Source organism: Shewanella glacialimarina (assembly GCF_020511155.1).
In the GTDB taxonomy this organism is placed as follows: Bacteria; Pseudomonadota; Gammaproteobacteria; order Enterobacterales; family Shewanellaceae; genus Shewanella; species Shewanella glacialimarina.
Window position 1 is genome coordinate 3,574,001 of record NZ_CP041216.1, and the last position, 14,652, is coordinate 3,588,652.

A 14,652-nucleotide genomic window follows, 5' to 3' on the forward strand; every position below is an offset into this window, starting at 1 on the left:
AGTCAATCGTGGATCATGTTTTAAGCCAGTGCTTTGACTTTGCTAACCACATTATCAACGGTAAAGCCAAAGTGCTTCAATAAGTCGCCACCAGGTGCTGACTCGCCGAAGGTTGTCATGCCGACAACATCGCCATCAAAGCCAACATACTTATGCCAGAAATCAACGTGAGCCGCTTCAATGGCGACGCGTTTAGTCACAGTTCGAGGTAATACAGACTCTTTGTAAGCTGCATCTTGCTTGTCAAACACATTTGTCGACGGCATAGACACCACGCGTACTTTGATACCATCGACAGTTAATGCTGCAGCAGAATCAACCGCTAACTGCACTTCTGAACCGGTAGCAATTAAGATAACGTCCGCAACACCTTCACAATCAACCAGCACATAACCACCTTTAGCTACGTTAGCTAATTGCTCAGCGCTACGCGCTTGAGCCTTAAGACCTTGACGGCTAAAGATTAATGATGTTGGAGATTTGCGAGTTTCAATTGCAGACTTCCAAGATACTGCTGTTTCAGCAGCATCACATGGACGCCATACAGTCATGTTAGGTGTCATACGTAAGTTAGCTAATTGCTCAACAGGTTGGTGAGTTGGACCATCTTCACCTTGACCGATTGAGTCATGGGTATAAACGAAAATGTTCTGAATACCCATTAATGCAGACATACGTACCGCATTACGTGCGTATTCCATAAACATCATGAAAGTTGCGCCGTAATTGATGAAGCCACCGTGTAATGAGGCGCCATTCATAATGCCGCTCATACCAAACTCACGCACACCGTAATAGATATAGTTACCAGCTGCATCGTCTTGAATGCCTTTTGAACCTGACCATAGCGTAAGGTTTGAGCCCGCTAAGTCAGCACTGCCACCTAATAATTCAGGTAACATAGCACCAAAGAAACCAATTGAATTTTGTGATGCTTTACGACTTGCAATGCCTTCAGCTTTATCTTGGCATTCTTGAATGAATGCTTGTGCTTTTGCTTCAAAGTCTGCCGGTAAATCACCGTTTAATACACGACGTTCAAACTCAGCCGCTAACGCTGGGTGAGCTGCTTTATATCCAGCAAATTTACTGTCCCATGCTTTTTCATTGGCGACGCCAGTTTCTTTAGCATCCCAACCTTTATATACATCTGTAGGAATTTCAAATGGTGCGTGTGGCCAGCCTAAGAATTCACGAGCGGCTGCAATTTCAGCATCGCCTAATGGCGCGCCGTGACAATCATGGCTACCCGATTTATTCGGTGAACCAAAACCAATAATTGTTTTACAACAGATCATTGTTGGCTTATCAGTTACAGATTTAGCAAGTTCAATTGCTGCGCGAATGGCATCACTGTCGTGACCATCAACATCTGCAATAACATGCCAACCGTATGCTTCAAATCGCTTAGGCGTATCGTCAGTAAACCAACCTTCAACGTGACCATCGATAGAAATACCGTTGTCATCCCAGAACGTAATCAACTTACCTAAACCTAATGTGCCCGCTAATGAACAGGCTTCATGTGAAATACCTTCCATTAAACAGCCATCACCCAAGAAACAGTAAGTGAAGTGATCAACGATATCGTGGCCATCACGGTTAAACTGTGCCGCTAAGGTTTTTTCAGCAATCGCCATACCAACGGCATTACTGATACCAGCACCTAGTGGACCTGTGGTGGTTTCAACACCTGGGGTATAACCATATTCAGGGTGACCAGGCGTTTTAGAGTGCAACTGACGGAAATTTTTAAGCTCTTCAATTGGAAGCTCATAACCCGAAAGATGTAATAGAGAGTAAATAAGCATTGAGCCATGGCCATTAGATAAAATAAAGCGGTCACGGTCAGCCCAGTTAGGGTTGGTTGGATTATGCTTTAGGAAATCATTCCATAATACTTCAGCAATATCTGCCATACCCATTGGCGCGCCTGGGTGTCCAGAATTGGCTTTTTGAACGGCATCCATACTTAACGCACGAATTGCGTTTGCGAGTTCTTTACGAGATGACATGCTCTCTCCTGCTTGTTTAATGAGGTCTAGCGGGCAATTGTGGAGACATATTTTCCCCTACTAGGCGGCGCGACGCAAATTAATATTTTTCGTGTGTATCAATTCAAACTTCAGATTGGCTATTAAAGCTTAATAATTACCATAAACCGGCCTAATTTAGCGCGTAAAATAATGGCATTAAGCTTCCATCAAAGCGGACATTATTGGTTCAGGCAATTTATTTAGTGGGTTTATATTGTCCAAATATATATACAGTCGCGTTAAAATATCACGAATCAAATACTACTTAAGCTTTAAATTTCATCACGTTAATTACACAGAATAGCAAACAGCTTATCTTGCTGGTTAACATTTTCATGAAACATTGCACAATTCTACGCTTTAATTCGTATAGTGGGGTGTTATCAAAATCAATTTCGACTAGAATAGACGTCTAGACGTATATAAATTTATATTTTTTATCAGCAAACGATGAGATTTCCGACTATGGCAAAGCACTTGTTCACTTCTGAATCAGTTTCAGAAGGTCATCCAGATAAAATCGCCGATCAGATTTCTGATGCGGTATTAGACGCAATACTTGAGCAAGACCCGAAAGCTCGTGTTGCGTGTGAAACCTATGTTAAAACAGGCATGGTATTAGTGGGTGGCGAAGTGACCACTTCTGCTTGGGTTGATATCGAAGAAATTGCTCGTAAAACCGTGCGTGACATTGGTTATACTCATTCTGATATGGGTTTTGACGCTGATTCCTGTGCAGTTTTGAATGCAATTGGTAAGCAATCTCCTGATATCAACCAAGGTGTTGACCGAAGCGATCCTGCTGAGCAAGGTGCTGGCGACCAAGGATTAATGTTTGGTTATGCGAGTAACGAAACTGATGTGTTAATGCCTGCACCTATTACTTATGCACACAAATTAGTTAAGCGTCAATCAGAAGTACGTAAAGACGGCACGTTACCCTGGTTACGTCCTGATGCAAAAAGTCAAATCACCTTTGCTTATAACGATGGCAAAATTGTCGGTATTGATGCAGTTGTGTTATCAACCCAACATAAAGAAGAAGTTAAGCAAGCTGATTTAATTGAAGCTGTGATGGAAACCATCATCAAACCAGTATTGCCTTCACACTGGTTAACTAAAGATACTAAATACTTTATCAACCCTACTGGCCGTTTTGTTATTGGTGGTCCTGTTGGTGATTGTGGTTTAACCGGTCGTAAAATCATCGTAGATACCTATGGCGGCATGGCTCGTCATGGTGGCGGCGCTTTTTCGGGTAAAGATCCATCAAAAGTCGATCGTAGTGCGGCTTATGCTGCGCGTTATGTGGCTAAAAACATTGTTGCGGCTGGTTTAGCTGATCGCTGTGAGTTGCAAGTGTCTTATGCAATTGGTGTAGCAGAGCCTACTTCAATTAGCATTGAAACATTTGGCACAGGTAAAGTGTCTGAAGAAGTGCTAATCAAGTTAGTTCGTCAACATTTCGAACTACGCCCATATGGCTTAACTGCAATGTTAGATTTGGCTCGCCCTATCTATCAAAAGACTGCTGCTTATGGTCACTTTGGCCGCAGCGAGTTCCCGTGGGAAGCAACTGATAAAGCTGAGATCTTACGTGCTGATGCAGGCTTCTAACTAAAGACTGATTAGCGTGAATTAAAAAACCGCCATTTAGGCGGTTTTTTATTGTCTGTAATTTTAAACTGACGAACCGTTAAAATTAGACGCAAAAAAAGCTGGGTTCAACAGTGATCAAAATGGGCACTTTCTACACACATAAAACCGATTTGCTGCATAGTCATTACCGGTAACGTGATTGCATTCACGACCACAATATTATTGCCTTGTGCATCAGTGGGATCAATTAAGATCAATCCCACTTCATATTGATTTATCTTGCCACAATCAATCCAGCAATAATCCATATCACGGCAGTTATCTGCACAGCCATTAACAATATCAACTTGATTATTGGTTAACCCTAACCACTTTACAGCATAACGCGGTGTTGATTGAACTGCGCCCTTGGTGATTAACATTATCTCAGCGGCTTGGTATTTATATTGATGTTGCGCTAACACAGCGACAACTAATTTGGCGTTATCAAACGCACTCAAGCGCAGCCCAAGATAAGGCGCAAACAAATCATCAAATTTTGACGGTATATTCAGCATTTTATCTCAATAAATAACTCTAACTAACAAGTAAAAATCGCGCTGTTGAAAACTAAAGAAATCGACAACTTGCATATCAGCATATTGAGTATGGGCTCTAAATGAACGGTTATTATCTTCAGCAATATAGGCAACTAAATACCTAACCTTACTGCTAACCGCATCAGCAATATGATTAACTAGATGAGTAAAAATACCCTGACCACGATATTTCTCAGCTATCCATATTGGTCCATATTGACAACTATTGGTTTGAGTAAGCGCTAATTTAACACCATCACGTTCAATATCTAATTGCGGCAGCTTTTGAATTATTTTTTGGTACAGTGCTTGCTTAGCAAAGAAGTCCCATTTAGCAGCAATAACGTAACCGACAATCTGCAGGTTATCTAGCGCCAACATAATCCAATGTTGATTGATTAATAAAGTCACTTGCGCAGCCGTTAAGGCGTGCCCTTGAAGACTGGGATCAAACTGGCCTAGCTCAGCATTAACATGGGTGCGTTCTAGCTCGACTAACTGCGAGACATCCGCGAGATTGGCTTTGCGATATAGAATCACTCTTTTTCCTGCGGCTTGTCAGATGGGGAATTTTCAGATTTAGGTGCTTCAACTTTAGTGCTTTCAACTGACGGGAGCTTAGCTGAAGCAGTATCTTGTTTTTTAGCCCATTCGATGACTAATGCCACAGGATAGGGCGTCATCATTGTTAAACCTAAGCCAATAAGGCTCGCCACCATCAACATTCCCTGAGCACGCTGGCTAGATTCAGTAAACACCAGTAAATAGCTGCCCGCAAATAACAGTAATGACCCTAAGTAATGAAGCCCTTTTAACCATTTAATCATATCGATTTCTCACTAATAGGCCGCTGACGTGTTATCACTTTGACACAGTATCAAGTAGAATAGCTTCAATTGAAGCAATCTAGGCAAATACAGTAAACATGATAAAGCATTTTTTAGGCGCCGCAGCAGTTATTTTTTCATTGAGCGCATGCCAAAGTTATTCCGATATTGATAACACCACAACACTTGTTGGCCAGTGGCATATTGAATCCGTGCTGTCAGAACCGACTATTGATTACAGTCCCGCAAAATTAGTTTTTTCTGATAATGGTCAGTTAACAGGCAACACTAGTTGCAATCCATTTATGGGCCAATACTCACTTAAAAACGATTTGCTGACGCTTTCACCCGCGGGTTCAACCCGCAAAGCTTGTATCGAAGCACTTATGGTACAAGAACAAAGAGTGATGCAAGCACTGCCTTTAGTTTATAGCGCCCAGCTTAATCAAAATAAGTTACTTTTAATCAATAAAAGCGGCCAAACCATTATGGTGCTAAGTAAATTAAGCAAATAATTTAACCTTCCCGGCTTGTGGCTAAGTAAACAATTTACTACACTTCGCACAATGCTTTAAATTGAATTTATATTCACACAAAATGGATTTTTCTTGACTCAAGATTCATTTTTATTCAAAATGTAGCGTTTTTTTGAATAACAACTATAAGAAGAAAATACAATATGCCAACCAATAAAAATCAGGATGATCTGGTCAGAACATTTAAAGCTATCTTAAAAGAAGAGCGCTTCGGCAGCCAAAGTGAAATAGTTAATGCGCTTCAAGCTGAAGGATTCGGCAACATTAACCAATCTAAAGTATCGCGGATGCTGAGCAAATTTGGCGCAGTGAGAACCCGTAACGCCAAACAAGAAATGGTTTATTGTTTACCTGCAGAATTAGGTGTGCCGACAGCTGGTAGTCCATTAAAAAACTTAGTACTTGATGTCGACCATAACCAAGCCATGATAGTGGTACGCACAAGCCCTGGTGCTGCGCAATTAATTGCACGACTATTGGACTCAATAGGAAAGCCGGAAGGTATTTTAGGCACCATTGCCGGTGACGATACTATCTTTATTAGCCCTTCAAGCATTAAAACAATTGATGATACGCTTGAAACGGTTAAGTCTCTGTTTAACTTCACTGAGTAACGGCTTAGTTATATCAAGAAGTAGCTGTTGGCTATCACTGAACCCCGAAATATCAGTGCTTACTATTAAATACCCAATAAAAAAGCAATGCTTTGGCATTGCTTTTTTATTGGGTATTTTTGTTAACAGCGACGGTTAATAATCATTATTAATGACAGCTGCTATTCATCTATCACAGACTTTAATCTTCTTCCCACTGGGTGAGAAAATCCAGTGAAGGTGCAAAAAAAGATGACCCGGTTAATGCTTTAGTAAACAGCATTAAATGGTCATGGTTACCATGCCCATCACCATAAATCATGCTACGTAGCATTTGCTCAAAATTATCAGGTGTCTTACAGCTAGAGATAAACATAAGTCCCTGCTCTTTAATTGAGCCGTATGGCATACTTTGACGTAAAATTTCCATAGTATTGCCATCAGCATCTTTTAAATTAACACGTTTGGTATGGCTGGTTAACGGCTTATCGGCAGATTCATATTCAATATCATCTTGTTTAGTCCGGCCGAAAATATCTTCTTGCTTCTTAACAGGCAAACGTTGCCACTTACTTAAATTGTGAGCAAATTTCTGTACATGGATATAGCTACCTGATTTAAATTCAGGATCTTCCTCTGCTACCAAAGCCACCTGTTGACGATGACGACCTTTAGGGTTTTCTGTACCATCAACAAAACCAGTTAAATCACGGTTATCCATAAAACGGAAACCGCGCTCCTCATCAATCAGCTCAACCAAGTCTTCAAACATTTGGTTAATTTCATTGGCTACCAGATGCAAAATATCGAAACGGTCACAACGAATATGAATAAATAAGTCATATTCGATAGCCGGCGCATCACGGTTACCCTCATTCATTGCAGGGAAAGGTTTTAACAGTGCGGGGCGGGCCTGTGGATAATATGTGTCCCAAAAATTAGCCCCAATGCCAACAAAGCCATTGAAGGCGCTATCAGCATATTGATCTGTTAGCTCATAGATATATTGCGCTACACTAGCAATTGAAGGACGCAATTTATCCTCAACGCCGTCGTTGGCATTAAACATCAAATAAATACTATGTAAATTACCTTCAGCACATATCCCTAATTGCTCGCGCGGCATAACCTGATTATCCATATTGAAACAAACCACCTAGATTGTTATTGGAAAGAGAGACTTAAACTGAACGACTTAATTCAGTGTTCAATCAATTGAAAATCTTATAATCATCATAAAATAATTTTTCAATAACACAAATCAAAAAATAACCAAGGGGTGCGTTGGTGCAAATAAATTAACTTTTTGCCCTGGCGATAACTGTAATATTTGGCTTTTGACTTCCAAACAATGCTCTTCAACTTTGACCCAATAATGACAAACCGTTCCTAAAAACCTTCTATCCACGATAGTGGCGACGCCATTATCATCAGCAACCAGTTCAACTTGTTGCGGTCTAAGTAATAAGTGTCCTTGGTAGTCAACAGGATAATTTATAGCCGCACTACTTTGCAATAAACCAATTGGTGATGATACTTGCTGACTATTTGTTACCTTTATTGGTAAATAATTTCCAGCACCTAAAAACTCAGCAACATAACGGTCTGTAGGGTAAGCATAAAGGTCTTCAGCCAAACCGTGTTGAATAATAGCGCCCTGCTTAAATAAAGCTAATTTGTCAGCAAATACAAATGCTTCATCTTTACTATGGGTGACAAATACAGCACTGACATTACGTTGCTTCAAAATGCTTCTTATTTCAAGCATCATCTCATTACGTACTTGAGCATCTATGTTAGAAAAAGGTTCATCAAGCAAGAGTAACTGGGGTTCATAGGCCAGCGCGCGTGCAATGGATACACGTTGTTGCTGCCCGCCTGACAACTCGTGGGGATAGCGTTGACCTAAGCCGGTTAACTTAACGAGTTCAAGCATTTCATCTAGCCTGGCTTGTCGCGCTGCTTTGTTAAGGCCTTTCACCCCAAATAGAATGTTATCGGCCACATTGAGGTGAGGAAATAAGGCATAATCTTGAAAAATCATCCCTACCCCGCGCTGTTCACTAGGAATAAATATTCCATCACCGGTAAGGGTATTGCCATTGATTTGAATTGTGCCCTGACTAATGGGCTGTAAGCCAGCAATAGCGCGAAGCAAGGTGGTTTTACCACAGCCACTAGGGCCAAGCAAAGCGACAATTTCGCCTTGTTGCAGGGTAAGATTGAGCCCGTTTAAAATCACCTGTCCTTGGTAATCACTGGAGACATTTTCGATGGTAAGAGTCGACATATTAGCGAGTATGCTCCAATGAACGGTTAAGATAAATCAACGGAATAAGTCCAACAAATACAATTACAATAGCTGCCAGAGCGCCATGCTCGAGCTTTTCATCAGACACAAATTGGAAAACATAGGTCGCTAGATTTTCAAAGCCAATTGGCCTTAATAATAGCGCTGCGGGCAACTCTTTCATACTTTCAATGAATACCAGTAGCGCACCAGCCAATAAGCCCTTGCGCAATAGTGGCAAATGAACACGCATTAGTAGCTGTTTAGGCTTTTGGCCCATAGTAATACTGGCCATATCTAACGATGGTGATATGCGCTTATAACTACTCTCAAGGCTACCAATTGCTATCGCTAAAAAACGCACCGTGAATGCAAATACAAGCGCAAAAACACTACCAGTAAAAAACAAACCAGGGCCGCGAGCGCCAAACCAGTCATAAATATCATTAACCGCAAAATCTAAATAGGTCAAAGGTACTAGCACACCAATCGCTAAAACTGTGCCAGGTAAGGCGTAACCAGTGCTACTTAAGCGTGAAGGTAGGGAGTCCGATTGCCTAGGACTCACTCGACGTACAAACATCAATATTAAAGCTAATAATAAACATATTAAGCTAACGAGTACCGCAATGTACAAACTATTCCAGCTATATTGCCAAAAACGATCATCCCAACTTTGGTCAAAATAATCGATGGCATAAGCGCTCAAAATTATAAACGGTAGTAAAAATGCAAATAATAATAGTGCACTACAGTATGCCCAAGCTGCAAAAGATTTAATCCCTGTCAGTCGATATCTATCATTGTCACTCAGCGCTGATTGCTTTTGAAATAACTCTTGCTTGCGCCGGGCAAATCGCTCAACGCCAACCATAGTAAAAATCACTAATAACATAATCGCTGACAATTTGGCTGCCGCGGTTAAACTGCCATAGCCCAGCCAAGTGTCATATACCGCCGTGGTTAATGTTGGTACAGCAAAATAGCTTACGGTGGCATAGTCGGCAGCGGTTTCCATTGCAACCAGTGCCACACCAACCGCCAACGCTGGACGTGACATAGGTAAAGCTACTCGCCAAAAGCTGCGCCAAGGGCTAGACCCCATAATGCGCGATGCATGTAATAAACTAGAAGACTGCTCCATAAAAGCGGTACGAGCCAATAAATAGATATAAGGGAACAGCACTAACGATAACATGATCGCTGCACCACCTAGGCTACGAATAGCAGGAAAATAATAATCGTGTGGAGAACTCCACTGAAACAAATCTCTTAGGACACGTTGTACAGGACCTGCATAGTCCAGCATATCAGTATAAACATAGGCGACTATATAGGCTGGCATAGCCAAAGGTAATAGCAATAACCATTGAAAATATCGACGCCCAGGAAACTCACAACGGGCAACAAACCATGCTGCAGGGACGGCAATGACTAACGAGCCAATACCCACCAGCAGCATAAGCAATAAGCTATTAGCAATATAGGTTGGAAGTACGGTATCAAACAGGTGCTTAAAAACGGCTTCATCGGGAAATGTGGCTTGCACTATTAATGCAATAAGCGGCAGTGTGATCACCGCCGCTATTAAGTAACCAGTAAGCGACCAGCTTCTGGATAAACCTAAAATCATAACAACTATCCAGTTAAATCAATACGGTGCAATCCTCGACACCGTATTGAGTGACAATGCAAAAACTGGCGTAATATCAATATTGATATTAAAGGTCGAATTTTACTTCATCAAGTAGCTTCACTGCCGCTTGATGATTTTCAGCCAATTTATAAATAGGAAGTGAATCTGCTTTGAAGTCGCCCCATGATGCCACAAGTTTTGACGGCTTCACATCAGCTTTAACCGGATATTCCATGTTAACGTCCGCATAGGCTTGCTGAGCAACATTAGAGGTTAAAAACTCCATTAATTTTATTGCATTATCTTTGCTTGGCGCAAACTTAGCTAGCGCCATACCAGAGACGTTAATGTGTGCACCTCTGTTAGCCTGATTAGGGAAGTTTATCTCAACGGCTTCAGCCCAGCTTTTTTGATTCTCATCCATCATCATATTGCCATAGTAATAACTATTACCAATAGCAACATCACACATTCCCTCTTTAACCGCTAACACTTGGTCGCGATCATTACCCTGGGGTTTGCGCGCTAGGTTAGCTTTGACGCCTGAAAGCCAGGTTTTAGTTTCTGCTTCGCCATGATGCGCGATCATAGAGGCCACTAAAGCTACATTGTATGGGTGCTTACCACTACGAGTACAAATTTTACCTTTGTATTCCGGTTTAGCTAGGTCTTCATAATCGATATCAATCTTGCCGGTGCGCTCTTTTGAAGAATACACATTACGTACGCGCATAGTTAGTGCATACCAATCATTCGTAGGTGAACGATAAACCTCAGGAATATTGCTATTAATCACATCATTGTTAACTGGAGAGACAAGATCTTTTTCAACTAATTCCATTAAACGAGAAAAGTCAGAGGTTAATACAACATCAACTGGAGACAAACGGCCTTCACGTTCAATTCGTTCTGCAATTCCATCTTTAGCGAATACAACATTGACCTTAATACCAGTATTTTGAGTAAACTGCTCTAGGATAGGTTCAACCAAAAATGCTTGTCGATATGAATATACAGTTAACGCCTCATCCGCCATTGCAGAACTGGCTAAACATGCTAAACCTAAAATCGCAGTGCCTTGTACCATTTTCATTTTCACATTCTCCTTGGTTGATTTAAACTGCCAAAAGCAACTAACAATGATAATAGTTATCAATCGCGACAAGGGTAAATGATCAGCGCAAAAGGAGCAAGCGCATTTTATTAAATTTGTATTGATGTTGACTTAGATCTCGCTCAGTACTGCAAGCATATAACACTGTGGCTGATTACCAGTACTTCTCTACTGTTATTTGCCCAGGAGCCCTTCTTAGGTTTTTAGTTAACCCTAATTCTAATAGTGCGGTTTGTGCATCAGAAATCATCCCAGGATTACCACAAATCATCACTTGAGAGTCTTCTGCATTAATCGTTAATGACGCTTTTTGTTGTAACAGACCATTATTAATCGCATCGGGAATGCGACACATTAACGCATCTTCGTAGGATTCACGGGTAACAATAGGAATAAAGTGAAATTGTTGAGAATATTTTGCTTGCAGCTGCTTAATAGATTCTAAATACGCTAAGTCCGACGCTAAGCGTACACCATAGACCAAAACAACTTTTTCAAATCGCTGCCAAGGTTCGTCAGTTAACAACATTGAAATAAAGGGACCAACAGCGGTGCCAGTAGAAATCAACCACAAATGCTTACCTTGCAGTGCGCCATGGGGAATTTCATCTAGAGTCATGAATCCGGTCGCCTTAGGCGTCACTTCAATTGTGTCACCGGGGTTAAGTGATTGCAGATCGGGTGACAATTGACCATTTTCAACAGCTACAGCTAATATTTCGACATAATCGCTGCCTGGTGGGTTAACCACTGAATAAGCCCGAGCAATACGTTTTTCATCTCGGATTTGGCTTAACTTAATAAACTGCCCTGCGATATAAGGTTCAACAGGCGCTTTAATCTTTAAGGAAAAAAGCTTTTCATTCCAATCAATTCGCTCAATTACTTCACCAGTTACCCACATAACACACCCTTATTCTTTCGCGTCTTTAGTAGAAGGTAACATGTCTAACTTAAACTTAGCTAATCCACTTTGAATATGCTCATAGGTACTATCCACACCAGCGACAATATCGCCTTGAAGCACTTTCAAACCTGACAATATTGCTTTGGCTTGTCCAAAGCCGTCATCTATCGCCTTAGATATCTTATCCATAAAGCTATTAAGTTGAGTCTCGAAATCACCGTCGGGGTTTTGTTGCTGATATAAACCAAAAAAACCTGTGGCAAATTGTACTATTCGATCTGCTGTGGCTGTTGGCGAGTAATCAACTTCAACCTCCATTGATTTGGAGGGTTTATTTTCACCCAAGACTAAATCAAGCTCAGCATCTATGGCATCAATGGCACTGCGATATAACAATGCCAGTGATTGATCTCCGGAAGATAACGTCACTTTCTCCTGTGCCGCCAGAATTTGCCCATTCATTAATCGCTTAGTAATTTGACTAACAGACATATTGGCTTGCTTATCCGCTGACTGCACACCCTGATTACTGACGTTATCAACAGCCTGTTTATCTTTCTCTGTATTTTTTGACAATGATGTAAACTGGGTCATATTTCTATTGGGTTTAATTTCCATGAAGCCTGCTCCATTTTTGAAATCTATATCTCTTTATCGACGAGTAAAAATTAACCTAAAGTGATATTTGTAAAAATACCCCTTAGACTCAACATTAGCATCAGATACTTTGATTAACGGCATCGATTACTGCATCAAATGAATATTGTTAAGCTTTAGACTATTCATTTAGTTGCATTGATTAGTCATAAATCCGTTACTTCAGCTAGATTGATCTTATTCTTGATACTCAGTATAAGTTTCAATGGTAGTAGGTAATCTTCAACTATATTGACTAATCAATCTTTTGAGATACATTTAACTCGCTTCATTTAAGGATAATACATGCAATTGCAACCATGGATTTTATGGGGGATAGATCTGTTCGCAGGCCTGTTTTTAATTTTATTTTGGGCCGCGATCATTGGTGTGATGTATATGTACATCGCTGATAAGTTACAAACAAAACAAGCAATTAGACACAACTACCCTGTTCTTGGTCGATTTCGTTATTTATTTGAAAAGCAAGGTGAGTTTTTTAGACAATACTTTTTTGCTAACGACCGCGAAGAGTTACCTTTTAATCGCGCTGAACGCAGTTGGGTATATCGAGCAGCAAAAAACGTAGAGCGCACCATTGCTTTTGGCTCATCTCAGCCCTTAGACAAGCAGGGCAGTATTTTATTTCTCAACTCTGCATTTCCTATCAGTGATCACATTCATGTTGCACCTGCCACAGTAACGGTTGGCGAGCAATGTGATACTCCCTACACCACAGACAAAATTTGCCATATTTCAGCCATGAGCTTTGGTGCATTATCAAGACCTGCGATAACGGCATTGTCCCACGGTGCAGCAAAAGCAGGCTGCTGGTTAAATACTGGCGAAGGGGGATTAAGCCCACATCATCTTAAAGGTAATTGCGACTTAGTATTTCAAATTGGCACTGCAAAATATGGTGTACGTAATGCAGAAGGCCATCTTGATGATGAAAAACTGAAACAAATCGCAGCTCGCCCACAAGTTAAAATGTTTGAAATTAAACTCAGTCAAGGTGCTAAACCAGGTAAAGGCGGCATACTTCCAGGCCTAAAAGTCACTGAAGAAATAGCTAATATTAGGGGGATTCCCATTGGAGAGGACTCTATCAGCCCTAATGGCCATATTGAAATTACCTGTGTAGCAGATATTTTAGACATGGTTGACCAAGTGAGAATAGCAACGGGTAAACCAACTGGTATTAAAGCGGTTATCGGTGATATCACCTGGATTGAAGATATGTGCGATGAAATAGCCCTAAGGGGGTTTGAGCATGCACCAGACTTTTTCACCTTAGACAGCGCAGATGGTGGAACAGGTGCCGCCCCTCAGGCACTTATGGACAATGTTGGCTTACCACTGCGAGAAAGCCTACCAAGACTAGTCGACTTGCTTATTCAAAAAGGGTTACGTCAACGGATAAAAATTATTGCTACCGGGAAATTAGTCATGCCATCCTATGTTGCGTGGGCACTCGCTACAGGTGCAGATTTTATCGCATCAGCCAGAGGTAACATGTTTGCGTTGGGTTGTATTCAATCACTGCAATGCAATAAAGATACTTGTCCAACAGGTATCACTACCCACGATAAGCGATTACAGCGAGGACTCGATCCCAAAGATAAATCGACTCGTGTGGCCAACTACAATCATTTCTTACATTATGATTTAACAATGATAGCTCACTCCTGCGGTGTTAACGATGCGAGACAATTGACGCGAAAACATGCACACATTGTAATTTCTAGTGGCGTTTCCGTTTCTCTAGATAAACATTATAAGCATCTGATTAATTAAGCTATTCGAATACAGTCCCAAAGTATTACTTTAAAGCTTTTTGATTATCAGTTAGACTATAAGGTGATGCATAGATCACATTACAGAGGTAAAGTGTAAGATG

The 14,652-nt window shown here is 41.0% G+C and carries 14 protein-coding genes; 4 read left to right on the forward strand and 10 right to left on the reverse strand.

Annotated features, from left to right (window positions below):
• Positions 1 to 20: 20 nt before the first annotated feature.
• Entirely contained in the window at positions 21 to 2,015 is a 1,995-nt protein-coding gene (tkt, locus tag FJ709_RS15625) for a transketolase (protein WP_226410938.1), read from the reverse strand.
• Between the two features lie 486 nt (positions 2,016 to 2,501).
• Between tkt and metK the strand changes: the two genes are divergently transcribed.
• On the forward strand, positions 2,502 to 3,653 hold the full coding sequence (gene metK, locus FJ709_RS15630; protein WP_226410939.1) for a methionine adenosyltransferase: 1,152 nt from the start codon (positions 2,502 to 2,504) through the stop codon (positions 3,651 to 3,653).
• A gap of 107 nt (positions 3,654 to 3,760) precedes the next feature.
• Here metK and FJ709_RS15635 read toward each other — a convergent pair whose 3' ends face one another.
• From FJ709_RS15635 to FJ709_RS15645, 3 genes are read right to left on the reverse strand one after another with little or no spacing between them, the layout of a single operon-like run.
• Positions 3,761 to 4,192 carry a hypothetical protein gene (locus FJ709_RS15635; protein ID WP_226410940.1) on the reverse strand — a complete coding sequence of 144 codons (432 nt, stop codon included), beginning with the start codon at positions 4,190 to 4,192 and terminating at the stop codon, positions 3,761 to 3,763.
• Between the two features lie 6 nt (positions 4,193 to 4,198).
• A complete protein-coding gene (locus FJ709_RS15640) occupies positions 4,199 to 4,753 on the reverse strand; it encodes a GNAT family N-acetyltransferase (RefSeq protein WP_226410941.1) in 555 nt (184 codons plus the stop codon).
• On the reverse strand, positions 4,750 to 5,040 hold the full coding sequence (locus FJ709_RS15645) for a hypothetical protein (protein WP_319002887.1): 291 nt from the start codon (positions 5,038 to 5,040) through the stop codon (positions 4,750 to 4,752). Before FJ709_RS15645 ends, FJ709_RS15640 begins: the two co-directional genes overlap by 4 nt.
• 98 nt (positions 5,041 to 5,138) lie before the next feature.
• Here FJ709_RS15645 and FJ709_RS15650 point away from each other — a divergent pair, with 98 nt between their 5' ends.
• A complete protein-coding gene (locus FJ709_RS15650) occupies positions 5,139 to 5,555 on the forward strand; it encodes an META domain-containing protein (protein WP_226410942.1) in 417 nt (138 codons plus the stop codon).
• Positions 5,556 to 5,719: 164 nt separating this feature from the next.
• Positions 5,720 to 6,190: a transcriptional regulator ArgR gene (argR, locus tag FJ709_RS15655; RefSeq protein ID WP_226410943.1), complete on the forward strand. Its 471-nt coding sequence runs from the start codon at positions 5,720 to 5,722 to the stop codon at positions 6,188 to 6,190.
• A 181-nt stretch (positions 6,191 to 6,371) separates the two neighbouring features.
• Here the strand turns inward: argR and FJ709_RS15660 are convergent, their stop codons facing one another.
• The 6 genes from FJ709_RS15660 to FJ709_RS15685 form a co-directional block, all read right to left on the reverse strand.
• Positions 6,372 to 7,310, reverse strand: coding sequence for a Dyp-type peroxidase (locus FJ709_RS15660; RefSeq protein ID WP_226410944.1), 939 nt, complete (start codon positions 7,308 to 7,310; stop codon positions 6,372 to 6,374).
• A 120-nt stretch (positions 7,311 to 7,430) separates the two neighbouring features.
• A complete protein-coding gene (locus FJ709_RS15665; protein ID WP_226410945.1) occupies positions 7,431 to 8,459 on the reverse strand; it encodes an ABC transporter ATP-binding protein in 1,029 nt (342 codons plus the stop codon).
• Position 8,460: 1 nt separating this feature from the next.
• Complete coding sequence (locus FJ709_RS15670) at positions 8,461 to 10,092, reverse strand: ABC transporter permease (protein ID WP_226410946.1); 1,632 nt, start codon at positions 10,090 to 10,092, stop codon at positions 8,461 to 8,463.
• Positions 10,093 to 10,180: 88 nt separating this feature from the next.
• Complete coding sequence (locus FJ709_RS15675) at positions 10,181 to 11,188, reverse strand: Fe(3+) ABC transporter substrate-binding protein (RefSeq protein WP_226410947.1); 1,008 nt, start codon at positions 11,186 to 11,188, stop codon at positions 10,181 to 10,183.
• A 175-nt stretch (positions 11,189 to 11,363) separates the two neighbouring features.
• Complete coding sequence (locus FJ709_RS15680) at positions 11,364 to 12,113, reverse strand: ferredoxin--NADP reductase (protein ID WP_226410948.1); 750 nt, start codon at positions 12,111 to 12,113, stop codon at positions 11,364 to 11,366.
• 9 nt (positions 12,114 to 12,122) lie between these two features.
• A complete protein-coding gene (locus FJ709_RS15685) occupies positions 12,123 to 12,734 on the reverse strand; it encodes a DUF5610 domain-containing protein (protein ID WP_226410949.1) in 612 nt (203 codons plus the stop codon).
• A gap of 324 nt (positions 12,735 to 13,058) precedes the next feature.
• On the opposite strand from FJ709_RS15685, the gene FJ709_RS15690 reads away from it, so the two are divergent.
• Entirely contained in the window at positions 13,059 to 14,549 is a 1,491-nt protein-coding gene (locus FJ709_RS15690) for an FMN-binding glutamate synthase family protein (RefSeq protein ID WP_226410950.1), read from the forward strand.
• Positions 14,550 to 14,652: the final 103 nt, after the last annotated feature.